Genomic DNA, 25,605 nt, shown 5'->3' with positions numbered 1-25,605 from the left:
AAAAGCTCAAGTTGTGATTCGCTTTTGGTGGAGGAGGCCAAGATGAGTCTTAGTGCACCTACCCAAGTCGTTTTCTGGATCGCAGTCGTGCTGGCCATCGTAGCCCTGATCGGCTGGTTCGGCGTGCTCGGCATCGCCATTGCCGGCTATTCCTTCTGGATTCTGCTGCTCGGCTTCGTGGTTTTGACCGTGGGTTGCCTGCTCAGGGGGACATGAGAGCGTCATAATCCCGGGCGGCGCCGCGACGGCTCTTGCGCGACGCCGCTTCCTGGCGGAATAGTGCCGCCATGCGATTTGTATTTGCCGTTATTGCCCTGTTGTTCCTCGCTCCGGCGCATGCCGCCGAGTGGGGCACTTACGCCAATGGCCGTTATGGCTATGTGATCGGGATCCCTCCCGACTTCAGGGGACTGGGCGAATCGGACAATGGCGACGGGCAGGTGTTTCGCTCGCAGGACGGATCAAAAACGCTCACCGTTTGGGGCGGCCAGTTGCTGGCGGGCGATTTCCTCTCGGAGATGGAAGGCCGGCAGAAGTCCGATGCGGACCAGGGCTGGGGCCTGACCTACCAGGCCGCAACCCCGCAGTGGATCAGCTATTCGGGCGCGCGCAACGGGCTGGTGCTTTATGCGCGCGGCATCGCGCGGTGCGGGGACCAGTACGCCATGTTCCGGCTCGAATATTCCAAGCAGGACATCGCCAAGATGGATGCGGTGATCACCAAGCTGGTGCAGACGCTCAAGGCGGGCACCTGCTAGGTCAGGCATCCAGTTCGGCGAGACGCCGGGCAAGGAAACGACGCTCGGGCTCCTGGCGGGCGAGATCAAGGGCGCGCCGATAGGCGTCCCGGGCTTCCCCAGGCCGGCCGAGGCGACGGCAAAGGTCGGCGCGGGCGGCGTGGGCCAGGTGGTAGCCGGACAGTTCTCCCGTTTCGATGAGATCCTCGACGAGGCGCAGGCCGGCCTCGGGCCCGTCGCGCATGGCGATGGCGACGGCGCGATTGAGGGCGACGACCGGAGAAGGCGCGACGCGCATCAAGAGGTCATAGAGGCCGGCGATCTCGACCCAGTCGGTATCATCGGCGGTGGGCGGCTCGGCATGAAGAGCGGCAATGGCGGCCTGGATGGCATAGGGCCCCGGCCGGGGCGTGCGCAGGGCGCCGGCAACGATGCGGCCGGCGCGGGCGATCGTTTCGTGATCCCAGAGGGTGCGGTCCTGATCGGCGAGGAGCACGATGTCGCCCTCGGGCGACAGCCGGCCGGGGCGGCGCGCCTCGTGCACCATCATGAGGGCGAGCAGGCCGCCGACCTCGGGCTCGGGAAGAAGATCGAAAAGCACCTGGCCCAGGCGCAGGGCCTCGCCGGAAACGTCGGGGCGCGTGCCCGCTTCACCCGAGGCGGGGGAATAGCCTTCGTTGAACAGCAGGTAGATGACGTGCAGCACGATGGCGAGGCGCGCGGGCAGCTCCGGGGGAGTGGGCACCTGATAGGGAAGCTGCTCGTCGCGGATGCGGTTCTTGGCGCGCACGATGCGCTGGGCGATGGTGGGCGTGGGCACCAGGAAGGCGCGGGCGACATCCTCGGTCGACAGGCCGCAGACTTCGCGCAGCGTCAGCGCCAGTTGCGCATCGGGCGGCAGGGCCGGATGGCAGCAGGTGAAGATCAGGCGCAGATGGTCGTCGGCGATGTCCTGCGGGGTCGGTTCGACCTCCAGCGCCTCCTCGACCTGACGGAGCAGTTCGGCCTGGGCGGCATCGAAACGGGCATTGCGGCGCATGCGGTCGATGGCCTTGAAGCGCCCGGCCGAGATGAGCCAGGACACCGGATTGCGCGGCACGCCCTCGTGAGGCCATTGCCGGGCGGCGGCGGCGAAGGCATCGAGCAAGGCCTCCTCGGCCGCTTCCATGCCGCCCAGCAAACGGATGAGCGAAGCCAGCACGCGCCCGGACTGGGCGCGATAGACGGCCTCGATCGCCCGGTTGGCCTCGTTCATGTCGGCACGGGATTGATGATCATGATGGGGCGCACTTCGATGGAGCCGAGGCGGGCCATGGGAATGCCGGCGGCGAGCCGCACGGCCTCATCGAGGTCGCCGGCCTCGAGGAGGATGAAGCCGGCCAGGTGCTCCTTGGTTTCGGCGAAGGGGCCATCGGTGACCGAGACCTGGCCATTGCGCACCCTGACGGTGCGGGAGGCGGCCGGCGCCTCCAGGGCCTGGGCGGCGATGAAGTGGCCGCGACGCTCGAGCTCGCGGTCATAGGCCAGGGAATCGGTATCGAGCTTGTACTGGCCGGCCGCGTCGAGCGGCTCGAAGGCGTTGTCGTCGACATAGACGAGGCAGAGGTATTTCATCTTCGGGTCCCCTTGAGAACGTGACGCCACTTGTCGAACGCGCTGGCGGCCGTTCGACACCCTAGCGCGTTTTTTCTCGACCCGAAGCGCCTAGAACTCGATGCCGGCCTGGGCCTTTACGCCGGCGCGGAAGGGATGCTTGATCTCGGTCATCTCGGTCACGAGGTCGGCGATCTCGATGAGCTCGTCCTTGGCATTGCGGCCGGTGACGATGACGTGGGTATCGCGCGGCTTGTTCCTGAGCGTCTCGACGATCTCTTCGAGCGGCAGGTAATCGTAGCGCAGCACTATGTTGAGTTCGTCGAGGAGGATGAGCTTGTAGCTCTCGTCGGCGATGAGGCGCTTGGCCTGGTCCCAGGCGGCGCGGGCGGCGGCGAGGTCGCGCTGGCGATCCTGGGTGTCCCAGGTGAAGCCTTCGCCCATGGCGTTGATGGTCACCTGGTCGGGGAATTTGAGCAGCACGTCGCGCTCGCCGGTCTCCCAGGCGCCCTTGACGAACTGGACCACGCCGACCTTGAAGCCGTGGCCGATGGCGCGGAACACCATGCCGAAGGCGGCCGTAGACTTGCCCTTGCCCTTGCCGGTATGGACGATGAGCAGGCCCTTTTCCTCGGTCTTGGTGGCGAGGATCTTGTTGCGGGCCTCCTTCTTCTTGCGCATCTTTTCGGCGTGATAGGCGTCACGCTCGGCCTCGCTCATGAGGTCGGTCTTTTTGGGGGCGCGTTCGGTCATGGCTGGGCTTGCTCCGCGTGTCTGATGATGGCCTGGGCGGCCTCTCGGGGCGATAGGCTCGTGGTTTCGAGGTCGAGCCGGTTGGGATGGGCGAAGCGCAGCATGGGCACTTCACGGCGTACGCGCTCGGCGGAAGCGACATCGGTGTGCTTGAGGCGCTCCTCGCGGTCGGGCGAGGCGATGCGCTGGGCGTGGGCTTCGTCAGTGGCGCTCAGGGCCACCGGCACGAAGGCGCTGCTGCGGCGGCGGGCCATGTCTTCCATCTGCACGTAGACCGCGCGGTCGATCTCGTCATCGGCGAGGAAATTGGTGAGGACGTAGCTGGTTTCGGTTGGCGCCAGTTCGGTGATGGCGGCCACGGCCTGATCGCGGATGACCTGGATGAGCTCCCAGGTACGCTCGGGTAGCGGCGTCTTGCCGTCGGCGCGGATCAGCGAGAAGACCACGTTGTTGATCAGGTGATTGTCGAAGAGCCGCGCATCGGTACGCGCGCAGATTTCGCGCGCGATGGTGAGTTTGCCGACGCCATAATGGCCAATGAGATAGATGATCTTGTTTTGCATCACGCCCCCGTTTCCAGGAAAGCGTAGGCGGAGTTGGAGCGTGGGGTCCAGAGACCGCGCGTGACGGCTTCGCGAAATTTGTCGAGCAGTTCGTCATAGCCGAAGGCATTGGCGGACTGGAGGAATTCGCGCACGGCGTCGTTCTCGACATAGGCTTCGAAGGCGAGGTCGAAATGGTGCGTCTTGACCGCGCCGGTGGTGGCGGCGAAGGCGAACATGAAATCGACCGTGGCGATGATCTCGAAGGCGCCCTTGTAGCCGTGGCGCTGCATGCCGCCGATCCACTTGGGATTGACGACGCGTGAGCGCATGACGCGCGAGATTTCTTCCTCGAGCGTGCGGGCGACCGGGTTTTCGGGGCGGGAGTGATCGAGGTGGTAGGCGGCGGGCTGGCGGCCCGTCAGCGTTTCGGAGGCAGCCGCAAGGCCGCCTTCGAACTGGTAATAGTCGTCCGAATCAAGGAGATCGTGCTCGCGATTGTCCTGATTGTGGACGACGGCGTCGATGTCCGAGAGGCGGGCGGCGAAGCGGGCGCGTTCGGGCAGGCCCGCGGCCTGCGAGCCGAAGGCGTATTGGCCCCAATCGATGAAGGTTTTGGCGAGGTCGGCCTTGGTCTGCCACTGGCCGGAATCGATCATGGCGTTAAGGCCGGCGCCGTAAGTGCCGGGTTTGGAACCGAAAATCCGGTGGCCGGCGCGCAGGGCCGCTTCCGCCTCGGAGGCGCCTTCGGCCATGAGGCCGAGGGCGTCGGTGCGCATGCGGGCGGCGATCGGGTTGTCCTCCTCGGGCTCGTCGAGCGCGCCGATGGCGCGGATGGCGCGGTCGAAGAGCGCGATCTGCTGGGGGAAGGCATCGCGGAAAAGCCCGGAAATTCTGAGGGTTACGTCGACGCGCGGGCGACCGAGTTTTGCCAGCGGGATGATCTCGTAGCCGGAAATGCGCAGGGATGACGGGTCCCATTGCGGCTTGGCGCCGATGAGGGCCATGGCCTGGGCGATGTCATCGCCGCCGGTGCGCATGTTGGCGGTGCCCCAGACCGAGAGGGCGATCGAGCGCAGATATATCCCCTGGTCCTGGAAGTGGCGGCGGATGAGATTTTCCGCCGATTTGCGGCCCAGTTCCCAGGCGGTCGGCGTGGGGACGGCGCGGTTATCCACCGAGTAGAAGTTGCGGCCCGTCGGGAGGGTGTCGAGGCGTCCCCGCGAGGGGGCGCCGGAGGGGCCGGGGGGGACGTGCTTGCCGTCGAGACCTGCGAGCAAGGCCTTGATTTCGTTGGGGCCGGAGGCGGCGAGACGGGGGCGGATGATGGTATCGATAGTGTCGAGGACGGCTTTTGTGGCGGTCCATTCGGCGGGGGCGGGAATGCCCTCCACCAGCTGGGCGGCTATGGCCTCGAGGGCCTCCACCACATCGCCCACGCGCCGCAATTTTGCCGGGACGATGAATGGTTCCTCCACGAAGATGAGCGGACCCGACCAGGGCTCGCCGAGGCGCGCGGTCAGGGGATCGAAGCCCAGTTTCAGATCGTCGGCGAGGGCGCGGATGAGCGAGGCATCGGCGGGGGAGTTATCCCCCCTGGGGACACGGGCCAGGGCGACGATGAGGTCACGCGCCATTCCGCCCTGCGGCGAGCGGCCGAAGACGTGGAGGCCATCGCGGATCTGGGCTTCCTTCAAATCGCAGAGGAAGTTGTCGATGGACTTGAGGGCTTCGTTCTCGTCCTCCGGGAGGCCGAGGTCGCGGTCGAGGCGGGCGTCGCGGGTGAAATCGAGAATGCGCTTGCGCAGATCGTCGAGCCGGCGGCGGTCGAGGCCGAGGGCGGCGTAATATTCATCGAGCAGCGCTTCGAGGTCCTTCAGCGGCCCGTAGGTCTCGGCGCGGGTGAGCGGCGGGGTCAGGTGATCGATGATGGTGGCGCCGGTGCGGCGCTTGGCCTGCGTGCCCTCGCCCGGATCGTTGACGATGAAGGGGTAGAGGTGCGGGATCTGGCCCCAAAGGGCATCGGGATAGGAGGCGGCATCGAGCGCGGCGCCCTTGCCGGGCAGCCATTCGAGATTGCCGTGCTTGCCGTTGTGGATGAGCGCGTGGGCGGAAAACTCGTGGCGCAGCCAGAGATAGGCGGCGAGATAGGCGTGCGGCGGGACGAGATCGGGATCGTGGAAGTTGAGGGTTTCGTCGCCGCCATAGCCGCGCGAGGGCTGGAGCAGGATCGCGACATTGCCGAGCGTGAGTGCGGGGAGATGGAAGTTTTCGCCGCGCACGAAGGGATCGGCGGAGGGATCGCCCCAGCGGGCGGTGACCTCGACCTGGATCTTTTCGGGGAGGGCGGAGAAGAGGGCGCGGTAGCGGGAAAGGGGAAATGGAATGCCGTCGCCGCGGGAGGGGGCGGCGTTGGTGGGACCGGATTGCAGGGCGGCGATGAGGGCGGCGGAATCGGGGATGGGCAGCGGGTTCGGTGGTTGGGGCTCACCCCCACCCTTGTTCCCTCCCCACAAGGGGGAGGGAGACGTTGGGGCTAGATCGTAGCCAGCAGCTTCCATTGCCTTGAGGATTTCGATCGTCGATTCCGGCGCATCGTAGCCGACGCCGTTGGCGAGGCGGCCGTCGCGGATGGGGTAGTTGGCGAGGACCAGGGCGATGCGCTTTTCCGGGTTCGGGGTGACGCGCAGGCGGGCGTAGTTGGCGGCCAGCGTGGCGGCGCGCGCGATGCCTTCAGGGTCGGGGGAGTAAGAGGAGAGCGCGCATTGGGTGGCGTCGTGCCAGACCGAGGATTCCTTGTGGCCGACGATGAGGCCGCCGATGCGGCCGTCGAGTTCGGGGAGGACCACCAGCATGGCGAGGTCCTTGGCGGAAAGGCCCTGGTAGTCGGCGGTCCACTGTTCGCGCGAGCGGCCGGACTGGACGAGCTGGATCACCGGGGCGTCGGTATCGGCAAACGGGTTCTGGGCAGGATCGAGGTTGTCGAGGCCGAGGGCGAAGCCGGTGAGGTTGAGGATGGCGGCGGGCGGGAACTCGGCGAGCGCCGCCTTGATGAACCGGACGCAGGAGGGCTCCTTGAGGGTCGAGACGACCAGCGGGACAGGATAGAGGTCTTGGGCCTCCAGCGCTGCGATGAGGGCGGTGAGCGTTCCGGTGCCGGCGCCTTCGAGGGCGGCCCGGTAGAAGAGGATGGGGACATGGGGGCGGTGGGTTTGGCTCACCCCCCTCCCGTCCTCCCCCGCAAGGGGGGAGGTGTTTCGATCCAGTTGCTGGTGCGATGCGGGTTCTACAATCACGGTCGGCACCTCCCCCCTTGCGGGGGAGGATGGGAGGGGGGTAGGCGACGAACTCCGAGCTTGCGGCTCACCCCCACCCTTGTTCCCTCCCCACAGGGGGGAGGGAGACGTTGGGGCGCGTAAGGTGTCGGCGTCGGTCATGCCGGTGGCGGGATGCCAATAACCGAACCGGGAAAAGGGTTGGGCCCGCAGGTCGTGCAACACTGGCTCCCTACCCCTTGTGGGGAGGGCCGGGGTGGCCAGAAGCTGGAATGCTGCCAGCAGCGTATCGGCATTCTCCGGGCCGCCCGCAACGAACAGCGTCAGCAGGCGGTCCCAGTCTTCCGGGGCGATGGTGGAGCGGGAGCGCAGGACCGGGTCGGGCACCGCGTCGTGCGAGAGCAGCACCAGGGGGATGTTTTCACGCATGGAGAGCGCGTAGATTTCGTCGACGCCATATTGCCAATAGGCGGGGCCGCCGATGAGGCGGAGGACGATGAGCCGGGCGTGGCGCACGGTCTGGTCGAGCCAGAGGTCGACCGAGAGGTTGTGCGAGAGCTTCAGGAGATTGGCGAGGCGCAGGCCCTTGTAGCCGGCGCGGTCGGTGGCGGCGGCGAGCATGGCCAGTTCGCTGTCGGCGGAGGTGCCGAAGACGATCTCGCCGGGCGACTGATTGAGATCGATCGCCTCGCCTTCCTGCTGTATGGCGCCGGCCTGGGCGGCGAGAAGGTGCATTTCTTGTCCTTTGGGGGCGGTGGTTGGGGCGACCCCTCACCCGCCGCTTTGCGGCGACCTCTCCCCGAGGGGGAGAGGTGCCCGCGTGGCACGAATCGTGCCGTCGTCCCTTCGCCCCTCCGGGGAGAAGGTGGCCCGAAGGGCCGGATGAGGGGTTACGCCGCCTGAAGGCTGGCCGTGATCGCATCGCGGTCGAGCGGGCTTTCGCCGATCACCACCAGCGCCGTTTCGCGCTTTTCGCCGTCCTTCCAGGGGCGGTCGAAATAGGCGTTTACGCGCGGGCCGACGGCCTGGATGGCCAGGCGCGCGGGGGCGCCTTCGATGGCGGCAAAGCCCTTGAGGCGCAGCACGTCGTGGGCGCGGATGGTTTCCTCGATGGTCTTGAGCAGGGCCTCGCGGCTGCCGGCGGGGAGACGGATCGAGAAGCTGTCGAAATCGTCGTGCTCGTGGCCTTCCCCGCCATGCTCCAGTTCGTGGGCGGATTCGCGGCCGTCGAGATCGTCCTCGCTGGCCATGCCCAGGCCCAGGAGAGCGACGGTATCGACATGGCCGTTGGCGGCGCGCACGATGCCGGTTCCCGGACGCATGGCGGCGCGCAGTTCGGCTTCGACCGGGGCCAGGCCGGACTCGTCGACGAGGTCGGTCTTGTTGACGATGATGAGGTCGGCCGAGACGAGCTGGTCCTTGAAGAGTTCCCCCAAGGGCGTCTCGTGGTCGAGCATGGAATCGGCCTTGCGCTGGGCATCGACCGCCTCTTCGTCGGAGGCGAAACGGCCTTCGGCGAGGGCGGCGGCGTCAACGACGGTGACCACGCCGTCGATGGTGACTTCGGTCTTGATCTCGGGCCAGTTGAAGGCGCGGATCAGCGGCTGGGGAAGCGCCAGGCCGGAGGTTTCGATGACGATGTGATCGGGGCGCTCGTCGCGTTCGAGCAGGGTCTTCATGGTGGGGATGAAATCGTCGGCCACGGTGCAGCAGATGCAGCCGTTGGCCAGCTCGATCATGTCCTCTTCGCGGCAGGTTTCGTCGCCGCACCCGGCCAGCACTTCCTTGTCGACGCCGATATCGCCGAACTCGTTGATGATGAGCGCGATGCGCTTGCCCCTGGCGTGGCCGAGCAGGTGCCGGACGAGCGTGGTCTTGCCCGAGCCGAGGAAGCCGGTGATGACGGTTACGGGGATCTTTTCGCTCATGCGTGCACCATTCTGGTTTGAGAGGCTTCGGCCTTGGCGAAGCGGGTATTGAGATAGCCCAGGAGCGGGCCGAGGATGAACCAGAAGACTGCACCGGCCGAGAGCGCGCTGGCGGCGAAGGCGGTGGCGAGGTGCGCCGGAACGGCGCTCGGTTCATGGGGCGGCTGCGGGGCACCGATGAGGTGGGGCAGAAGGATCAGCACGGCGCCGGCGCCAATGGCCTGCCAGTTGCGGAACTTGGCGATACCCAGCAGACCGGCGCCGGTGGCGATGGCCGTGCCCCACCACCAGAGCTGGCGGGCGCCCAGATCAGCGGCCGGCATGCCCGGGAGTTCGGGCGGCAGGCCGAAGGCGGGCGCGAGCTGGAAGACGATGAAGCCGCCCAGGCCCCAGACGATGCCGTTGGCGGCGGTGATGGGCAGGCCCACCAGCACCGAGACGGCGGCTAGGACCAGCGCGAAACCGATGGCGGCGAGGACGTCGGCAAGCACCGTATAGAAGATGCGCTCGGCGCCATCCTGGGGCGCCCAGGCGTCTTCGTCGTGGACGTGGCCGGCAGGAGCGGCCTCCTGGGCATCGTGGCTGTGCGCCGCGGTGCCATCTTCATGGGTGTGGGTGGCCGGCGCCGCGGGAGCCTCCTGGCCTTCATAGGTCTCGGCCTCGAGGATCAGCGGGGCGACGCGCCACTGCTGGACCGCCGACATGGCAAGACCGGCCGCGAGTCCGGACAGGACCGCAGCGAAGAATATTCGCCGGAACAGATTCATTTTTGTCTCGAAGCGCTTAGTGGCAGGGGAAGCCGAGGGCGTGGCGGGTGTCGTGGGCGCCGTTGTGGACGCGCATGTCACTGGCAAAGCCGATGCCGCCCAGCAGCACGAAGCCCAGGACGAGGGCGAGGCCGCCAGCGACAAGCCGCTGAGACAAGGTGAGATTGATGGTCTGGGTCTGCGTAGCAGTGGTCATTTTGCGGACACCCTCCGTGCGCGCGGATTAACGAGTTGGGCGTTTCCGCCCGGTTGCGCTGGCAGGTCTCCTGGCTCGCAGCCTCTTTGTCGCTGTGCCGCCTTCCCGGGCGAAGCCCAGTGGCAAATGGCAAAGCTGGCCGCTTACAGTTGCGGGGGCAGCCACGGTCTAGGCCCCTGATGGGTAATCCGCACCGTGTTCCCTTTTCATCCCCCGCGCCTGCGCTTGGGGGAACCAACGTGGGGTTAGGATTGCCACATATGGTTGCGCAAGGTCAATGCGCGTGAAATCGGCGCAGGGTTTCCTATGTATGGGGAAGAGAGGCTTCTCTGATGGAGACAGACATGGACGACCAGCCCAAGGATCACTGGAAGACCTTCACCGAGGAAATCGAGGTGGCCGGCAGCCAGCTCGTCGAGCGCATCACCCAGTTGCTCAAGGAAGGCAATGTGCGGCGCCTGCGCGTCAAGTCCGAGCGCGGCGACATCTATGCCGAGATCCCGCTCAATGCCGGGGTCGGCCTGGGCGGCATCATGGTGCTGGCCGCGCCGTGGCTGGCGCTGCTGGGGGCCCTGGCGGGGCTGCTGGCGCGGGTCAAGATCGAGGTGGTGCGGATCGAGCCGGTCGAGCCCGGGGAGGCTCCCCCGGCGGACAAGCAGCCGGACGAGCCCGATATCGATATCTAGCCGCTATTGCGGGGCGGCGGCTTCGCCGGCGCCCTCCCCTTCCCCGGTATCGGTATCGGCCGGGGCGCTGGGGTCGGGATAGCTGAGGTAGACGTCGTAGATGCGCGCATCGAGATCCACCAGGAGCGGCTCGGTGGACGATACTTCCCTGTCGCCCAGGATCGGGGTGTCGTCGACGCCGGTGGGCAGGTCCTTGCGCGGCTCGAACGCGACCCCCAGCGAGCAGCCGCCCGGAAGCGAGGCAAGCTTGCCGGAAGTGAAACTGGCCGAGCCGCCGTAGTCCCAATAGAAGCCGAGCAGGGTAAAGGGCTCGCCGTTGAGCGCCTGGACCTCGGCCACGGTCTGGCCGATATGGACGCCGCCGGGAGCGCTGTCATTTGGCGGGACGGTGAAATAGGCGATCGAATCGCGGTTCTCCTCATCCCACCAACCGACCTGGAAGCGCCTCGCCTCGTCATTGGGGAAGACGGTGGTGGCGAGCATGGTCTCGCCCTCGGCCCCGGGGACTTCGCCGAAGACGACGTTTTCCTTGCCGAAGGTCTCGATGAGGCGCGCCTCGGACGAATCGGGGCCGAACGCCCCCGAGCAGGCGAGCTCGGCGGCGGCGGCGGGAAGGACCGCGCCGGCCAGGGCCAACAGGGCGGCGAGAAGACGCAGGATCATGGATTGCCTCGCGGTATTCGGTGCTTTCCCCGAAATGTGTATGGGACGCCCGATGACTGCAAGATGAACGAGCGGACGCCCCATTGACGGAAGGCGGCGGGCGCGAGAGTGTGCGTCTCCCCCGCCCCCCGGTGCTCCATGCAGTTTTCCGCTTCCGCCGTGCTGCCGATCGTCCTGCTGATCGGATCGAACGTTTTCATGACCATTGCCTGGTACGGGCATCTCAAGTTCCCCACCGCGCCGATGTGGATCGCGGTGATGGCGAGCTGGTGCATCGCGCTGGTCGAATACTGGCTGGCGGTGCCCGCCAACCGCATCGGGTACGGCACCTATAGCGCGGCCGAGCTCAAGACCATCCAGGAGGTGATCTCGCTCAGCGTCTTCGCCGGCTTCGCCGTTCTGGTGCTGGGCGAAAGGTTCACCTGGAACCACGTGGTGGGTTTCGCGCTGATCTTTGCGGGCGCCTTCTTCATCTTCAAGGGACCGCTGCGCTAGCTCCAGGCCGGGAACGGATCGGGCAGGCTCGTCCAGTTGTCGGGCGTGAAGGCGCGCGCCGGGACGAGCGCGGCATCGAGTTCGCGCCGGATGGCGGCCTCGTCCATGTCCTCAAGGCCGATGAAGACCAGTTCCTGGCGCCGGTCGCCCCAGACGGGGTCGAGATAGGCGCGCATGGAGGCGGTCCAATCCGGATCGTCCGGCCAGCGCTGGGGCGGAACGGCGGACCACCACAGGCCCCGCCGACCGGTCCGCACGAGCGCTCCGGCCTGGCTCAGCTCACCGACGAAATGCGGGCGGGTGGCGAGCCAGAAGAAGCCCTTGGCGCGCACGACGCCCGGCCAGGCGCGGGCGATGAAACGATCGAGCAGGGCCGGATTGAAGGGCCGGCGGGCGCGGTAGACGAAGGAGCGGATGCCGTATTCAAGGGTCTCGGGGACGTGGTCGGCAAAGCCGTTGAGCTCCTTGAACCAGAGCGGATTGCGCTCGGCCATCTCGAGACTGAAGAGGCCGGTATCGAGGACCCGGTCGAGGGGAAGCTGGGCGAAATCGGTCTCGATGAGTTCGGCCGAGGGATTGAGCGCCTTGATGATGGAAATGGCGGCCTGGCGCTGGAGCAGGTTGGCAGAGGAGACCTTGTTGAGGACGATGACGTCGGCAAACTCGATCTGCTCGACGAGGAGGTCGACGAGGGCGCGCTCGTCCTCGGGGCCCAGGGTCTCGCCCCGATCCTTGAGGAAATCGGAAGAGCCGTAATCCTTGAGGAGGTTGGCGCAATCGACCACCGTCACCATGGTGTCGAGCCGGGTGATGTCGGCCAGGCTCTCCCCGTTCTCGTCGCGGAAATCGAAGGTGGTGGCGACGGGGAGCGGCTCGGAGATGCCGGTGGATTCGATGAGGAGATAGTCGAAGCGTTCCGCCTCGGCGAGCTTGCGCACCTCGGCGAGGAGATCGCCGCGCAAGGTGCAGCAGATGCAGCCATTGCTCATTTCGACCAGCTTTTCATCGGTCCGCGAAAGATCGGCGCCCCCCTCGCGGACCAGCGAAGCGTCGATATTGACCTCGCTCATGTCGTTGACGATGACGGCGACGCGCCGGCCCTCGCGATTGTTGAGGATGTGATTGAGCAAGGTGGTCTTGCCGGCGCCCAGAAAGCCGGAGAGCACGGTGACGGGAAGTCGTTTCATGGAATGATCCTGGCTGGAAAGCGCTCCCCTCCCCCGGCGGAGGGAGAGGGGATGAAGGGGTTAGTGGTGGTGATGGCCGTGGGTCTCTCCGGCGCCGCCGACCGCCACGATGTTGAAGGGCTTGCCGGCAAGCGCGATCTCGCGGGTCTTGGCGAAGCTGTGCGCATCCACGATGTGGATGAGGCCCTTGAGAGGATCGGTGACGGCGATCTCGTCACCGGCGACCGCCACACGGGGGCGCGGCAGGCTCCATTCGCCATCCATCGAATAGGGCTCGGTCAGCCGCAGCGTGCCGGTGACGGCGGCCGAGAGGATGTCGAGCTGGAGCAGGTTGCCGTCCTCGGTGAAGACATAGGCGAATTTGGGCCGCACAGGATCGACGGCGAAGTGCACGCGCCGGGTCGGCAGATCGACGAGACGGAAGGCGTCCTGGGCACTCGGGTCGATGACGGCGACGCGCGAAGCGCCATAATTGCCCAGGAAGTACTGGAAGCCGACGCCGCCGAGGAGCGCGGTCGCCTTGCCTTCGGGCAGGTCAGGCGCATAGGGCAGGAAGGAAATCTCGGGACCTTCGCCGCCCTCCCTGGCGATCAGCAGGCCGGAGCCGCAGGCGATGGCGAGAAGGTTGCCCGAGGAGGCTTCGCCATGCAGGTCCGGGCAGGCATGGAAGTCCCCAACGGTAGCGCCGGCGCCGTCGCGTACCCATACGCCAGTCGGAAGGGCCTTGGGGTCTTCGGCATTGGGCTCGGTGATGATGGTATGGGCGCCGAAGGGGATGGCGACGCCGTGATGGGGCGCGGGCGTGGCGGTTTCGGCAAACGTGGCGTCGCCGGCGAGAACCGCGGTTTCCGAATAGGTCCGGGCCACACCCTCGCCATCGTAGAAGACAGCGAAATTGCCATCGTGCTCGACGAAGTGAACGGGGCGCTCGCCAGTGAGGACGGCCGAGCCGAGCGAGGGATCGGTGAGCGTGAGATCTCCGTGGTCCCCGTGATCATCGACGGATACGCCGGTGGCGATTACCGCCACCTGGTTGTCATTGCCCTGGACGGCATAGACGGCGCGCTTGGCGGGCGTGGCGTAGAGGGTTGCGGGCCCGGAAAGGGCAAAACTGCCCAGGGCGTCGCCGCTCTCCAGATCGATGGCGGTGACGGTGGGCTCGGCATGGTCGGCCACGAAGAGCCGCCAGGCGACCTCTTCCTCGGCGATCGCGGGCGTTGCAAGACCCAGCGCCAGCAGCAGGGCGAGCGGGGAGATGGCACGCTTCATCGGAAATCCTTTACGTTATATCGTTACGAAGTGACACGATATGCGGCCCCGGCCCGAGGGTTCAGGCAATGGGGCTTGGCATGGCGAATGATGTAACTATATAACGTTTCGGAATTTGCGCTGGCAAGCGTTGACACCAAAAATGTTATTACGTTACACACAGGCCAATTCAGAGAAAGCCGCCCACATGGCCGATGACCCGCATCCCGGACACCTCCATCACAACCACGGTCACGAGCCGGCGCAGCGCCTGCCCCGGCCGCAGCAGCGCGCCTTCAGTCTTGCCCAGCAGGGTCTGGCGGTGCGGCTGGGCATCGTGGCGGTGCTGATAGCCGGCATCTGGCTGGCGGTGATCGCGCTGGTGCAGCCATGAGCGCCATCAGGCTCAAGGACGTGACCCTGGGCTACGAGGGGCATCCGGCGGTTCATCACCTGGACGGCACATTCGAGGATGGCTCGCTCACCGCGATCGTGGGGCCGAACGGATCGGGCAAATCCACCCTCCTCAAGGGCATCGTGGGCATGCTCCAGCCGCTGACCGGCTCGATCGAGCGGGCGCCGGGCGCGACCATCGCCTACCTGCCGCAGAGCGCCGATATCGACCGCACGTTTCCGGCCACGGTGGCGGACCTGGTGGCGCTGGGCCACTGGCGGCGGCGCGGGCTCTTTGCCGCCATTACCGGCGCCGATTATCGCGAGGTGGAAGAGGCGCTGGCGACGGTGGGGCTCACCGGCTTCGAGAACCGCCCTCTCGATACGCTCTCTGGCGGGCAGCTGCAGCGCGCGCTCTTCGCGCGGGTGATGCTGCAGGACGCGGACACGATCCTCCTCGACGAGCCGTTCACGGCGATCGACGAAAAGACGGTGATCGACCTCATCGAACTGGTGCGGCGCTGGCACGCCGAGGACCGCACGGTAATCGCGGTGCTGCACGATGCCGAAATGGTCAAGGCGGTGTTTCCAAGAACGCTGCTGATGGCCCGCGAGCCGGTGTGTTGGGCCGATACCGACAAGGCCCTCAAGGCCGAAAACCTGCTCAAGGCGCGGCGCATGACCGAAGCCTGGGACGAGCACGCGCCCTGGCACGAAAATGGCCACGGCCATGGAGGCGGACATTGAACCTGATTGATGTACTGATCGGGCCGTTCGTCAATTACGGCTTCCTGACCCGGGCGCTTGCCGGCGCCATGATCCTGGCGCTCTCGGCCGGGCCGGTCGGCGTGTTCCTGATGCTGCGCCGCATGAGCCTGGCGGGCGACGCCATGGCCCATGCGATCCTGCCGGGTGCGGCCGCGGGGTTTCTGGTGGCGGGCCTGCAGATCCTGCCGATGACACTGGGCGGGTTCGCCGCCGGACTGGTGGTGGCGCTGCTGGCGGGGCTGGTGAGCCGGCTGACCGTGCAGCGCGAGGACACGAGCCTGGCCGCGTTCTACCTGATTTCGCTGGCGCTCGGAGTGATGCTGGTGAGCCTGCGCGGCTCGAGCGTGGACCTGATGCATGTGCTGTTCGGCACGGTGCTGGCGCTCAACAACGATGCGCTGATCATGATCGGGGCCATCGCCACGATCAGCCTTACCGCGCTGGCGGTGATCTGGCGGCCGCTTTTCGCCGAATGCCTCGACCCCACCTTCCTGCGCGCCATCGGCAAGGCGGGACCGATAGTGCACTTCACCTTCCTCGGGCTGGTGGTACTGAACCTCGTCGGGGGCTTCCAGGCGCTGGGTACGCTGCTGGCCGTGGGCCTGATGATGCTGCCGGCGGCGGCCGCCCGCTTCTGGGTGCGGCGCCTCGAGGCGCTCTGCGTACTGGCAGTACTGGTCGGCATGGCCTCGAGCTATCTGGGTCTTCTGCTCTCATACTATTTCAGCGTGCCTTCGGGGCCGGCGATCATCCTGGTCGCAGGCGGGTTCTATGCCTTCTCGCTGATCTTCGGTGCGCGCGGGGTGATCCGCACGCGCCTCACCTCCCCCCGACACCGCATTGCCTAGGAGACTGCCCATGTTCGCCCGCGCCCTTCTCGTTTCCGCCTTTGCGCTCATCACCGCGCCGGCGCTCGCCGCGCCCGTCAATGCGGTAGCCAGCTTCTCGATCCTGGGCGACATGGTGGCGCGCGTGGGCGGGGACCGGGTGGCACTGACCACGATCGTGGGGCCCAATGCCGACACCCATGTCTATGAGCCGACGCCGACCGATGCAGCCAATGTGGGCAAGGCGCAGGTCTTCTTCGTTTCGGGCCTGGGCTTTGAGGGCTGGATGGACCGGCTGGTGGAAGCCACCGGCTACAAGGGCCAGCTGGTGGTGGCGAGCGAGCGCGTTTCGAGCCGCACCATGGACGAGGACGGCGAGACCATTACCGATCCCCATGCCTGGCAGAGCCTGAGCAACGGGCTCATCTACGTGGCCAATATCGCCAAGGCGCTCTGCTCGGTGGACGCCGAGGGCTGCCAGACCTACGAGGCCAACGCCAAGGCCTATTCGGACGAAATCTCGGCGCTCGACGCCGAGGTCAAGGCGCAGATCGCCAGCGTGCCCGAGGCCAAGCGCAAGGTCATCACCACCCATGACGCCTTCGGTTATTTCGGGGCGGCCTACGGGGTGACCTTCGAGGCGCCCGAGGGCGTATCGACCGAAAGCGAAGCCTCGGCGGCGGACGTGGCCAAGCTCATCGAGCAGATCCGCGGCGAGGGCGTGAGCGCGCTCTTCGTCGAAAACATGAGCGACGGCCGGCTGGTCGAGCAGATCGCGCGCGAGACCGGCGTGAAGCTGGGCGGCGAGCTCTATGCCGATGCGCTCAGCACCAAGGACGAGGGCGCGGGCACCTATCTGGACATGTTCAGGCACAACGTGGCGCTGCTGGTGCCGGCCATGAAAGGCGAATGACCAGCCCAAAACCGGCCTGCCCCGCTTGGAGGCGGGGCAAGACTCTCCTAGATTTAGGGGAATGGAGAAGACGATGACACATTCTCACGAGGAACCGGCCGAGGCGCTGACGCGTAACCAGGGGCTGGTACTGGGCACGCTCACGGGCGCGGACGCCCCGCTTTCGGCCTATGACATCCTCGACCGGCTGCGCGAGGACGGCCTGCGGGCTCCGCTCCAGGTCTACCGGGCGCTCGACAAGCTGGTGGAGCGCGGACTGGCGCATCGCCTGGAAAGCCTCAATGCCTTCGTGGCCTGCGCCGATGCCCATTGCCACCGCACGGGCGTCATCGCCTTCGCCATCTGCGAAAGCTGCGGGCGCGTCGACGAATTCGCCGACGACGTGGTGCGCGAACGCCTGGCCGGCTGGGCCGGCGAGAACGGCTTCAAGCCCAGCCGCACGACCATAGAGCTGCGCGGCACCTGCAAGCAGTGCCTGGCACGGGCGGCATAAGGCCTCTCTTGCTCACAGGATCAGCTCCCGGGGTTCTACGCGGGTTGCAGGATTTCTTGGCCCCGGCCTTCGCCGGGGAGAAGGGCTCTGGAGAGGATTCTGGTGGTGCCCAAAAAAGGAAGGCCAGCCAGGACGTTGAGGATCCTGACTGGCCTGGGGAGACGAGTGCAGCAAGCAACCTCGTCGTGCGGTGGGAGCCGGGCGGCTCTGTTGGCGACGACTAGGCCATATTTTATTATGACTGTCAAACTCATATTTTAATCCGAACGCTCTCCCGCAGCGGGACGGCGGCGGACGGGCGCAGGATCAGTGAGCGGCGAGGGCCGGCTCGCCGAGGTCGAGGCCGAGACGGACGCGCAGGTTGCGCTTCTTGTCGGCCAGATCGGCGATGGTGTAGCTCTCGAGCACGTTGAAGAAGGCCTGCAGGGCCTCCGAAAGGGCCGAGCTCAGCTCGCACCCGACATGGAGCGGGCAGGAGATGACGCCGTCATCCTCGAAGCACTCGGCCAGCGCGAAGCTTTCCTCGGTGCGCTTGATGACGTCGAGCAGGGTGATCTCGTTGGCAGGGCGGCCCAGCTTGATGCCGCCGTGGCGGCCGCGCACGGTCTCGATGATGCCATCCTCGACCAGCGGCTTGATGAGCTTGAACAGGAACAGCTCGGAAATCGAATAGGCCTTGGCGACATCGGCAACGCGGCTCAGCTCGGGCGCGTTGACCGCGCAGTAGATGAGGGTCCGGATCGCGTAGCTCGATTGCTTGGTCAGCCGCATTGGCCATTCCTTTTCGACGTTTGGGGCGGCGCAAAGCGCAACCATTGGTTAAGCCTTAGCCCCAACCGGGAGCCGCCTCAAGTGCCTTCAAGCCCTTGAAATCGCGCGTTTTTGCGGCCTTTTCAAAAACACCAGCGACTTCAACAGTTTATAACAGTTCTAAAGTTTGTCAACTTAAGTTGAGAGGATCGATCAGGATTGGTGTCAGCTGACGACGGTGATCTTTTCGGCGGCGCGTGTGACCCCGGTATAGAGCCAGCGGCGCCGATCCTCGCGGAAGACGCCGCTTTCGTCGAACAGGTAGACGTTGTCCCATTGGCTGCCCTGAGCCTTGTGGACGGTGAGACAGTAGCCGAAGGTGAATTCGTCGTAGCCGCGCCGCTCGGGCCAGGAGAGGTTGGCCTCCTCGCCAGTGAAAAAGGCCTTGTGGGTGACGACCTTGACCTGCTGGCCGACGCCTGTGCCATCCTCCTCCGGATCAAGCCACATCTGGATGCGGCCGTTGGCACGGGCGTTGATCTGGGCGACGGTGAAGATCTGGCCGTTGAGGAGCTTCTTGATCGGGTTGTTGCGCAGGCATACGAGCCGGTCGCCGACGACGGGCTCCTGGTGGGGCAGGCCTTTGAGCTCGCGGATGCGGTCGTTGTACATGAGGCGCGTCTTGTTGCGTCCAACCAGCACCTGGTCGGCGCCGAGCACTTCGGCCTGGTCGACTTCGCGGGCGCTGATGACCTTGGACTCGCCATAGCTGCCGCGCTCGAGATTGCCGCCTTCGCGGATGTCCATGGACATGCGGATGATGGGGTTTTCCTGGGCCTGGCGACGGATGTCGGTGAGCATGATGTCGGGCTCGACCTGGGTGAAGTAACCCGCGCCCTGGACCGGAGGCAGCTGGAAGGGATCGCCGAGAACCAGCACCTTGGTGCCGAAGGAGAGGAGATCGACCGCCAGCGCCTCGTCGACCATGGAGACCTCGTCGATGACGATGAGGTCGGCGGTGGCGGCGGCGGATTCGGGGTCGAGCACGAAGCGGGGTTCGGAGGCGTTGCCCTCGTCCTGCCCTTCCCCCTCGAGCTTATAGATCAGGGAATGGATGGTCGAGGCGCCCCGGCAGCCGCGCTTGCGCATGACGAGCGCGGCCTTGCCGGTGAAGGCGGCGTATTTGACGCTCTTGACGCCCGTGCCCAGATGCTTGGCGAGCGTGGTCTTGCCGGTGCCGGCCCAGCCGAAGAGCCGGAAGACCTGCGGGGCAGACTTGTCCTTGAGCCAGGCCGAAACCTTGCCCAGGGCCTCATCCTGCTGGGGCGTCCACTGCACCATGCCTCTAGACGATCCGCGTCCGCACCGTTCCCACTCCTGCCACCTCGCCCTCTAGCAGGTCCCCGCGCACCACGGCGGCGACGCCGGCCGGCGTGCCGGTGAAGAGGAGATCGCCGGCCTTGAGCTCAACGAGGTTGGAGAGAAGGGAAATGGACTCGGCGATGGACCAGATCAATTGGGATATATCCCCGGACTGGCGAACGGCGCCGTTGACGGCGAGCGTGATGGCGCCGCTCTCGGGATGGCCGATGCGGGCGACGGGCACGATATCGCCGATCGGGGCGGAGTGGTCGAAGCCCTTGGCCATGTCCCACGGCCGGCCGCCCTTCTTGGCGACGGCCTGGATATCGCGGCGGGTCATGTCGAGGCCCACGGCATAGCCATAGATCTTGCCCAGGGCCGCCTCGACCGGAATGTTGCTGCCGCCATCGGCCAGGGCGACGACTAGTTCGATCTCGTGCTGGTAGTCGGCGGTATCGGCCGGATAGGGCGTGTCGGCGCCGCCGGTGACGAGCGTATCGGCGGGCTTGGCGAAGAAGAAGGGCGGCTCGCGATCGGGGTCGTGGCCCATTTCGCGCGCGTGCTCGGCATAGTTGCGGCCTACGCAATAGATGCGGCGGACGGGAAACAGGCCGCCCCCCGCGACGGGGACGGCGGCAACGGGCGGCGGGGGAATCACGAACTGCGACATGAAGGCTCCTTGCTGCCCTTGGGTAACGCGAGAGAGCGTTTGCGTCACGGCCTATCTGCCACTAAGAGCAAGGCCAGGTTTCTCTAGGGGAGATTTCTCGTGACCATCAAGCGTATCGAGCCCGGCAAGCGCATGAGCGAAGCCGTGATCCACGGCAACACCGTCTACCTCGCCGGCCAGGTGGCGACCAACTTCGATGCGGGGATCACCGAGCAGGTCCAGCAGGTGCTGGCCGCCATCGATGACGTGCTGGCCAAGGCCGGGACCAACAAGTCCAACGTGCTTTCGATGCAGGTCATCCTCAACAATATCGCCGACTTCGCGGCGATGAACGCCGTCTACGATGCGTGGATCGATCCGGCCAACCCGCCGGCACGCGCGACGATCGAGGCCCGGCTGGCGGACCCGCGCCTCAAGGTGGAAATGATCGCGGTAGCGGCGCTGCCGAACTGAGGCTTTTTCGGATTCCGGTTTCTTGGGGGCGGTCCTTTCAGGGCCGCCCCTTTGTGTTTCCGGCCTCCCCTCACCGCCCTGCCGGGCCCCCTCTCCCCGAGGGGAGAGGGTTTTCGATGGGGCGGCGACCGTGTTCAAGCACTTCGTGCATAGGCGATCTTCCCCGGGCGGAGACTTGAAGTTTCGGGGTGGTGGGGATGCGGGCGATGCGACCGGGTTTTGGGCTCACCCCCACCCTCGGTCCCTCCCCACAAGGGGGAGGGAGGGGATGGGGCGAGATTGTGCGGAGGCGTCTCCCTCTCCCTTTTGGGGAGGGAACAAGGGTGGGGGCCGCTAGCGCAGATCGATGTGGGGAATGTCCTTCTTTTCGATCTCGTCAAAGCTCTCGTCGTACCCGGCATCGGCGTAGCGCATGACGCCGAGGGAGGTGTCGTTGGTCTGCACGTGCCGGAGGCGTTCGGCGCCTTCAGGGGTGCCGTCGGCGATGGTGGTGACGCCGGCGCTGGTCATGTAGCCGGCATAGCCGCCGCCGCCCGAGTGGATGGCGACAAGGTCGGCCATCGAGGCGGTGAGGAGCATGGCGTCGAGCAGCGGCCAGTCGGCGATGGCGTCAGAGCCGTCCTTCATGCGCTCGGTCATGATGTTGGGATGGGCCATGGCGCCGGCATCGAGGTGGTCGCGCGAGAAGGCGACCGGGCCCGAAAGGGTGCCGTTGGCGACGAGCTCGTTGACCGCCAGCGCCAGTTGCGTGCGCTCGCCGTGGCCAAGCCAGGCGATGCGGGCGGGGAGGCCTTCGAAGGGGACGTATTGGCGGGCGAGGCCGATCCAGTTGGTGACGATGTTGTTGCCCGCGAACATTTTCAGCACGAGCTCATCGATCTTGCGGATGTCCTCGGGATCGCCGGAAAGCGCCATCCAGCGGAAGGGGCCGATGGCGCGCGCGAAGAGCGGGCGGAGATAGGCTTCGGTGAATATCTTGATGTCGAAGGCATTGGCGACGCCGCCGTCGCGGGCCTGGGTGCGGATGAGGTTGCCGTTGTCGAAGACCTCGGCGCCGCGCCTCTGGAATTCGAGCATGGCGTTGACGTGATCGACGATGGAGGCGCGGCTGGCGGCCATGAGTTCGGCCGGGTTTTCCTTGCGCAGACGCCGGACCTCTTCGAGCGAATAGCCCTTAGGGACATAGCCATAGACGAGGTCGTGGGCCGAGGTCTGGTCGGTGACGATGTCGGGCGTGATGCCGCGGCGGGCGATCTCGGGGTAGATCTCGGCGGCATTGCCGACGAGGCCGATGGAAGTGGGGCGCCGGGCTTTGATCGCCTCATCGATCATGGCCAGCGCCGTGTCGAGATCAGGCGCGACATGTTCCAAATAACCGACTTCCTGGCGCTTGCGGGCGCGCTCGGGATCGACATCGACGACGAGGATGGCGGCGTTGGCCATGCGGCCAGCCAGCGGCTGGGCGCCGCCCATGCCGCCGAGGCCGGCGGTGAGGATGAAGCGGCCGCGCAGGTCGCCATCGAAGCGGTTCTCGGCGATGCGCATGAAGATTTCATAGGTGCCCTGGATGACGCCCTGGCTGCCAATATATTGCCAGGCGCCCGCCGTGAGCCCGCCCCAGGCGATGAGGCCCTTCTTCTCGAGGTCGTAAAAATTCTCGGCCTTGGCCCACTGCCCGACGATGTTGCAATTGGCCATGATGACCAGGGGAGCCCTGGCGTGGGTTTTCAGCAGCCCGATGGGTTTTCCGGACTGGATGATGAGGGTCTGATCCTCGTCCATGGTCTTCAAGGCATTGACGATGGCGTCATGCGCGGCCCAGTTGCGGGCGGCCTTGCCGAGGGCGGCGTAGACGACGAGGTTGTCGGGGTCTTCACCCACCGAAAGCACGTTTTCGAGGAGGCGCAGCAGGGCCTCCTGCCGCCAGCCTTTGGCGCGCAGTTCGTTGCCGCCGGGAATGGGGAAGTTGGGGTGACGGGGATTGGGTGTGGGCATGGCAAGGCTCATCGCTTGTGGCTCCCCCTCACCTGTCCCTTCGGGACATCCTCTCCCCGAGGGGGTGAGGAAAGAGGGGGCTTGTGGTTCGCTCGGTTTCCTTCTCCCCGACGGGGAGAAGGTGGCGCGTTAGCGCCGGATGAGGGGTTTTCAGCCCCGGTCTGTCTTCCTACGCCCGAGATCGAGCGCGTATGCCCATGGCCCCCTTTCGAGGCCTGGGCATCCCCCTCACCTGTCCCTGCGGGACATCCTCTCCCCGAGGGGGCGAGGAAAGAGGGGGCTTATGGTTCGCTCTGTTTTTCTTCTCCCCGTCGGGGAGAAGGTGGCGCGTAGCGCCGGATGAGGGGTTTTCAGCCCCGGTCTGACTTGCGGCGCCCGAGGTCGAGCGCGTATTTGGCGATTTCGATGCCCATGGCCTTTTCGACCGGCGGATAGACCGTCGGGTCGAGGACGGACGAGGCCAGGGGGATGATGGTCTTGGGGACGTGCAGCACGAAGATGAACATGCCTTCGCGCACCTGGCCGACGCTGAGCGGATTGCCGGCGGCATCGAGCGTGGTGATGACGTCGGGGAAGGTGGCAAGGCGCGTGCCGCCGGCGTCTTCGACCGCCATGTATTCGTTCATGACGTGGAGCTTCGTCGCCTTGTCACCCGAGCCCAGGGTGATGGTACCGATGTCGAAGGCTTCCCTGGTGTAGACCACGTCCTTGGCCTCGACATTGCCCTGGGCAAGGATGGTGCCGCCCGTGGTGTTGACGATGGCGTCGATGACTTTCGAGCCGCCGCCGGCTTCGGCGGCGATGATGGCCTCGCCGAGCTTCAATGCCATCGAGATGCCGCCGAGCGCCGCATTTTTTGCCACATAGGAAGCGCGAAGAGGGTTGCGGCAGGAGGCGATGAAGCCGCCGGACTGGTCGGCGGCGGTGCGCAGGACCGGCGAGACCTTTGCGGTGGCGCCGCGCACGACCAGCTCGATATAGCGGTTCTCGTCGCGGTTGCCGCCCACGGCGGTCTGGATTATCTGCTCGGGGCTGCCTGCCATGCCGATCGACCCCATGTCGCCGGTCGGATGGGCGCGCACGTCGCCCACCGCATCGACGACCTTGGTGCCGAGCATGGCGGAAGGGAGCCAGGCGTTGAGGGTCGAGGACTTGCCGTTCTGGCCGACCATGAGGCCGGAGAGCTTTTCGCCCAGGGCATCTTGGAGAAGCTGGGCGGCCTTGATGTAATCGACGCCCTGCATTTCCCACGGCGTGGTCGAGGCCGGGGCGCCGATGGCGGCGGCGGTGGCGACCCAGTCGTTGTCATCGAGCTCTTCGATGGAAACCAGCTCGGGCTTGCCGATGGAAACCGCGGCGCGGCCGAGCATGCGGCCGTGATCGGCCCAGCCGCCGCCGCCCGCCGCGTAGACGGAGCCGCCCTTGACCGCCGGTTCGATGTCTTTTTCGGTGAGAATGCGGCCCATCAGTTGGATTCCTGTAGTTGCTTGTCGAGGGTCTTGACGGCTTCGAGCAGCACGGCGGCGCCCAGGGCGATGTCCTCGGTCTTGGCGGATTCCTCGGGGGCATGGCTGCGCCCGCCGAGGCAAGGGATGAAGATCATGGCCGCCTTGGTGGCACGGGCCATCCAGGCGGTGTCGTGGCCGGCGCCCGAGGCCATGCGGCGATGGCGGGCGCCAGTGGTTTCGCAGGCGGCGTCGAGGATGGCCAGCAGGTCGGGATCGCAAGGGGTGGGCTGGTTGTCCGAGATGCGGCGCGGCTTGGCGACCGAGCAATCGGTCTCGTCAGCGACTTCGAGCGCCAGCGCATCGACGGCTTCGCAGAAGCGCTCCATATCGGCGCGGTTTTCGGCGCGGGCGTCGATGAGCATTACGGCACGCGAGGGCACGACGTTGGCCGCATTGGGCTCGATGCGGAATTCGCCGACGGTGGCGGCGAAATGGGCCGGGCCCTCGGCGAACTGGCTCGCCAGTTGCTCGATGGCGAGGACGAGGCGGGCGGCGGCGGTAAGGGCGTCGCGGCGCGAGCCCATGGGCGTGGTGCCGGCGTGGTCGGCGCGGCCGTCGACGACGATCTCGATGCGGGTGATGCCGGCAATGGCGGTGACGACGCCGATATCGAGTTTTTGGTCTTCGAGGACGGGGCCCTGTTCGATGTGGAGCTCGAGGAAAGCCTTGATGTCGGCGCGCGTCTCGCTGACCTCGGGGTGACCGCCCACGTCCTCGATGCCCTGCGCCAGGGTGAGATGCTCGGCGGTGCGGGCGAGCCAATCGGGCGGAACGAGCCCGACCATGCCGCGCGAGCCGACGCAGGAGACGCCGAAGATCGAGACTTCCTCGGCGAGGAAATCGACGATTTCGAGATCGTGGTCGAGATGGACGCCCTGGTCGGCGAGGGCGCGCGCGACTTCGAGGGCGGCGGAAACGCCTGCTATGCCGTCATAGCGCCCACCATCGGGCACGGTGTCCGAATGGGAACCGAGAAGGATGGTGCCGAGGCCGGGGTTTTTGCCCGGGCGGTGGCCGATGAGGTTGCCGGCTGCGTCGATGCGGACCTTGAGGCCGGCTTTTTCGAAGCGGCGTTCGAGATAGGAGCGGCCGGCCAGGAACATCGGGGTGAAGGCGCGGCGGGTATAGGGGTGGTCCGGCTCGGTGATGGCAGCGAGGTCGGAGATGTCCTCGGCGATACGGTCGGGGTTGGTGGGGAGGTTTCTCATGCGTGGGCTCCTCGGCGGGGCCGGTGGGTCGGGCTCACCCCCACCCTTGTTCCCTCCCCAGAGGGGGGAGGGAGACGCTTTGGCTCGATGATGCCGACAGGCTTCCCTCCCCCTTGTGGGGAGGGACTGAGGGTGGGGGTGCGGCGAGCGCAGTGGGTGGGGCTCACCCCCACCCTTGTTCCCTCCCCACAAGGG

General features: G+C 66.4%; 27 protein-coding genes and 1 riboswitch. Of the genes, 10 read left to right on the top strand and 17 right to left on the bottom strand.

Annotated features, from left to right (window positions below; all coding sequences use genetic code 11):
* Window positions 1-42: 42 nt before the first annotated feature.
* The gene (locus FNA67_RS21810) at window positions 43-216 is read left to right on the top strand and encodes a hypothetical protein (RefSeq protein ID WP_244616436.1); all 174 of its coding nucleotides are present in this window, start codon (window positions 43-45) and stop codon (window positions 214-216) included.
* A 71-nt stretch (window positions 217-287) separates the two neighbouring features.
* Complete coding sequence (locus tag FNA67_RS02000; RefSeq protein ID WP_147654876.1) at window positions 288-758, top strand: hypothetical protein; 471 nt, start codon at window positions 288-290, stop codon at window positions 756-758.
* 1 nt (window position 759) lies between these two features.
* Here FNA67_RS02000 and FNA67_RS01995 read toward each other — a convergent pair whose 3' ends face one another.
* From FNA67_RS01995 to FNA67_RS01960, 8 genes are all read right to left on the bottom strand, one after another.
* Window positions 760-1,992, bottom strand: a complete 1,233-nt coding sequence (locus FNA67_RS01995) for an RNA polymerase sigma factor (protein WP_147654875.1) — start codon at window positions 1,990-1,992, stop codon at window positions 760-762.
* Window positions 1,989-2,351, bottom strand: coding sequence for a YciI family protein (locus tag FNA67_RS01990; RefSeq protein WP_147654874.1), 363 nt, complete (start codon window positions 2,349-2,351; stop codon window positions 1,989-1,991). Before FNA67_RS01990 ends, FNA67_RS01995 begins: the two co-directional genes overlap by 4 nt.
* Before the next feature lie 90 nt (window positions 2,352-2,441).
* Complete coding sequence (gene cobO / locus FNA67_RS01985) at window positions 2,442-3,083, bottom strand: cob(I)yrinic acid a,c-diamide adenosyltransferase (RefSeq protein WP_049707487.1); 642 nt, start codon at window positions 3,081-3,083, stop codon at window positions 2,442-2,444.
* Complete coding sequence (locus FNA67_RS01980) at window positions 3,080-3,646, bottom strand: hypothetical protein (RefSeq protein ID WP_049707486.1); 567 nt, start codon at window positions 3,644-3,646, stop codon at window positions 3,080-3,082. Before FNA67_RS01980 ends, cobO begins: the two co-directional genes overlap by 4 nt.
* Window positions 3,646-7,635 carry a cobaltochelatase subunit CobN gene (gene cobN, locus FNA67_RS01975; RefSeq protein WP_147654873.1) on the bottom strand — a complete coding sequence of 1,330 codons (3,990 nt, stop codon included), beginning with the start codon at window positions 7,633-7,635 and terminating at the stop codon, window positions 3,646-3,648. The genes FNA67_RS01980 and cobN overlap by 1 nt, the downstream gene beginning before the upstream one ends.
* A 155-nt stretch (window positions 7,636-7,790) precedes the next feature.
* Window positions 7,791-8,828 (bottom strand): cobalamin biosynthesis protein CobW, encoded by a 1,038-nt coding sequence (cobW, locus tag FNA67_RS01970; protein WP_147654872.1) that lies wholly within the window; start codon window positions 8,826-8,828, stop codon window positions 7,791-7,793.
* Window positions 8,825-9,595: a CbtA family protein gene (locus FNA67_RS01965; protein WP_147654871.1), complete on the bottom strand. Its 771-nt coding sequence runs from the start codon at window positions 9,593-9,595 to the stop codon at window positions 8,825-8,827. The genes cobW and FNA67_RS01965 overlap by 4 nt, the downstream gene beginning before the upstream one ends.
* A 16-nt stretch (window positions 9,596-9,611) precedes the next feature.
* Complete coding sequence (locus tag FNA67_RS01960; RefSeq protein WP_049707482.1) at window positions 9,612-9,791, bottom strand: CbtB domain-containing protein; 180 nt, start codon at window positions 9,789-9,791, stop codon at window positions 9,612-9,614.
* A 43-nt stretch (window positions 9,792-9,834) separates the two neighbouring features.
* Window positions 9,835-10,045, bottom strand: a riboswitch (cobalamin riboswitch).
* Between the two features lie 90 nt (window positions 10,046-10,135).
* On the opposite strand from FNA67_RS01960, the gene FNA67_RS01955 reads away from it, so the two are divergent.
* Window positions 10,136-10,477 (top strand): DUF4342 domain-containing protein, encoded by a 342-nt coding sequence (locus tag FNA67_RS01955; protein WP_049707481.1) that lies wholly within the window; start codon window positions 10,136-10,138, stop codon window positions 10,475-10,477.
* A gap of 3 nt (window positions 10,478-10,480) precedes the next feature.
* Here the strand turns inward: FNA67_RS01955 and FNA67_RS01950 are convergent, their stop codons facing one another.
* Window positions 10,481-11,140, bottom strand: coding sequence for a hypothetical protein (locus FNA67_RS01950; RefSeq protein ID WP_147654870.1), 660 nt, complete (start codon window positions 11,138-11,140; stop codon window positions 10,481-10,483).
* Window positions 11,141-11,278: 138 nt separating this feature from the next.
* Between FNA67_RS01950 and FNA67_RS01945 the strand changes: the two genes are divergently transcribed.
* Window positions 11,279-11,635 carry a DMT family protein gene (locus FNA67_RS01945; RefSeq protein WP_049707479.1) on the top strand — a complete coding sequence of 119 codons (357 nt, stop codon included), beginning with the start codon at window positions 11,279-11,281 and terminating at the stop codon, window positions 11,633-11,635.
* On the opposite strand, the gene FNA67_RS01940 is transcribed toward FNA67_RS01945, so the two are convergent.
* On the bottom strand, window positions 11,632-12,822 hold the full coding sequence (locus FNA67_RS01940; protein WP_147654869.1) for a GTP-binding protein: 1,191 nt from the start codon (window positions 12,820-12,822) through the stop codon (window positions 11,632-11,634). The genes FNA67_RS01945 and FNA67_RS01940 overlap by 4 nt on opposite strands.
* 60 nt (window positions 12,823-12,882) lie before the next feature.
* Window positions 12,883-14,091, bottom strand: a complete 1,209-nt coding sequence (locus tag FNA67_RS01935) for a metallochaperone AztD (RefSeq protein WP_147654868.1) — start codon at window positions 14,089-14,091, stop codon at window positions 12,883-12,885.
* A gap of 142 nt (window positions 14,092-14,233) precedes the next feature.
* Between FNA67_RS01935 and FNA67_RS01930 the strand changes: the two genes are divergently transcribed.
* From FNA67_RS01930 to FNA67_RS01910, 5 genes are all read left to right on the top strand, one after another.
* On the top strand, window positions 14,234-14,464 hold the full coding sequence (locus FNA67_RS01930; protein WP_147654867.1) for a hypothetical protein: 231 nt from the start codon (window positions 14,234-14,236) through the stop codon (window positions 14,462-14,464).
* Window positions 14,461-15,210, top strand: a complete 750-nt coding sequence (aztA, locus tag FNA67_RS01925) for a zinc ABC transporter ATP-binding protein AztA (RefSeq protein WP_147654866.1) — start codon at window positions 14,461-14,463, stop codon at window positions 15,208-15,210. Before FNA67_RS01930 ends, aztA begins: the two co-directional genes overlap by 4 nt.
* A 2-nt stretch (window positions 15,211-15,212) precedes the next feature.
* On the top strand, window positions 15,213-16,079 hold the full coding sequence (gene aztB, locus FNA67_RS01920; protein WP_147658113.1) for a zinc ABC transporter permease AztB: 867 nt from the start codon (window positions 15,213-15,215) through the stop codon (window positions 16,077-16,079).
* 10 nt (window positions 16,080-16,089) lie between these two features.
* Complete coding sequence (locus tag FNA67_RS01915) at window positions 16,090-16,971, top strand: metal ABC transporter substrate-binding protein (protein ID WP_147654865.1); 882 nt, start codon at window positions 16,090-16,092, stop codon at window positions 16,969-16,971.
* A 73-nt stretch (window positions 16,972-17,044) separates the two neighbouring features.
* Window positions 17,045-17,464 carry a Fur family transcriptional regulator gene (locus FNA67_RS01910; protein ID WP_049708274.1) on the top strand — a complete coding sequence of 140 codons (420 nt, stop codon included), beginning with the start codon at window positions 17,045-17,047 and terminating at the stop codon, window positions 17,462-17,464.
* Between the two features lie 306 nt (window positions 17,465-17,770).
* On the opposite strand, the gene rirA is transcribed toward FNA67_RS01910, so the two are convergent.
* The 3 genes from rirA to FNA67_RS01895 all read right to left on the bottom strand — a co-directional run bounded on the left by rirA (window position 17,771) and on the right by FNA67_RS01895 (window position 20,246).
* A complete protein-coding gene (rirA, locus tag FNA67_RS01905) occupies window positions 17,771-18,235 on the bottom strand; it encodes an iron-responsive transcriptional regulator RirA (protein ID WP_147654864.1) in 465 nt (154 codons plus the stop codon).
* Window positions 18,236-18,439: 204 nt separating this feature from the next.
* Window positions 18,440-19,555, bottom strand: a complete 1,116-nt coding sequence (locus FNA67_RS01900) for an ATP-dependent DNA helicase (protein WP_174851664.1) — start codon at window positions 19,553-19,555, stop codon at window positions 18,440-18,442.
* A gap of 4 nt (window positions 19,556-19,559) precedes the next feature.
* A complete protein-coding gene (locus FNA67_RS01895; protein ID WP_049707472.1) occupies window positions 19,560-20,246 on the bottom strand; it encodes a fumarylacetoacetate hydrolase family protein in 687 nt (228 codons plus the stop codon).
* 99 nt (window positions 20,247-20,345) lie between these two features.
* Between FNA67_RS01895 and FNA67_RS01890 the strand changes: the two genes are divergently transcribed.
* The gene (locus FNA67_RS01890; protein WP_147654863.1) at window positions 20,346-20,699 is read left to right on the top strand and encodes a RidA family protein; all 354 of its coding nucleotides are present in this window, start codon (window positions 20,346-20,348) and stop codon (window positions 20,697-20,699) included.
* Between the two features lie 333 nt (window positions 20,700-21,032).
* Here FNA67_RS01890 and FNA67_RS01885 read toward each other — a convergent pair whose 3' ends face one another.
* From FNA67_RS01885 to FNA67_RS01875, 3 genes are all read right to left on the bottom strand, one after another.
* Window positions 21,033-22,694, bottom strand: a complete 1,662-nt coding sequence (locus FNA67_RS01885; protein WP_147658111.1) for a urocanate hydratase — start codon at window positions 22,692-22,694, stop codon at window positions 21,033-21,035.
* Window positions 22,695-23,044: 350 nt separating this feature from the next.
* A complete protein-coding gene (locus FNA67_RS01880) occupies window positions 23,045-24,160 on the bottom strand; it encodes a DUF917 domain-containing protein (protein WP_147654862.1) in 1,116 nt (371 codons plus the stop codon).
* Entirely contained in the window at window positions 24,160-25,410 is a 1,251-nt protein-coding gene (locus tag FNA67_RS01875) for a Zn-dependent hydrolase (RefSeq protein WP_147654861.1), read from the bottom strand. Before FNA67_RS01875 ends, FNA67_RS01880 begins: the two co-directional genes overlap by 1 nt.
* Between the last annotated feature and the right edge of the window lie 195 nt (window positions 25,411-25,605).

The sequence above is a fragment of the Youhaiella tibetensis genome, from assembly GCF_008000755.1.
GTDB classification, from domain to species: Bacteria; Pseudomonadota; Alphaproteobacteria; order Rhizobiales; family Devosiaceae; genus Paradevosia; species Paradevosia tibetensis.
Note: the sequence above shows the minus strand (reverse complement) of the source record. Positions and strands in the feature narration are given on the sequence as shown.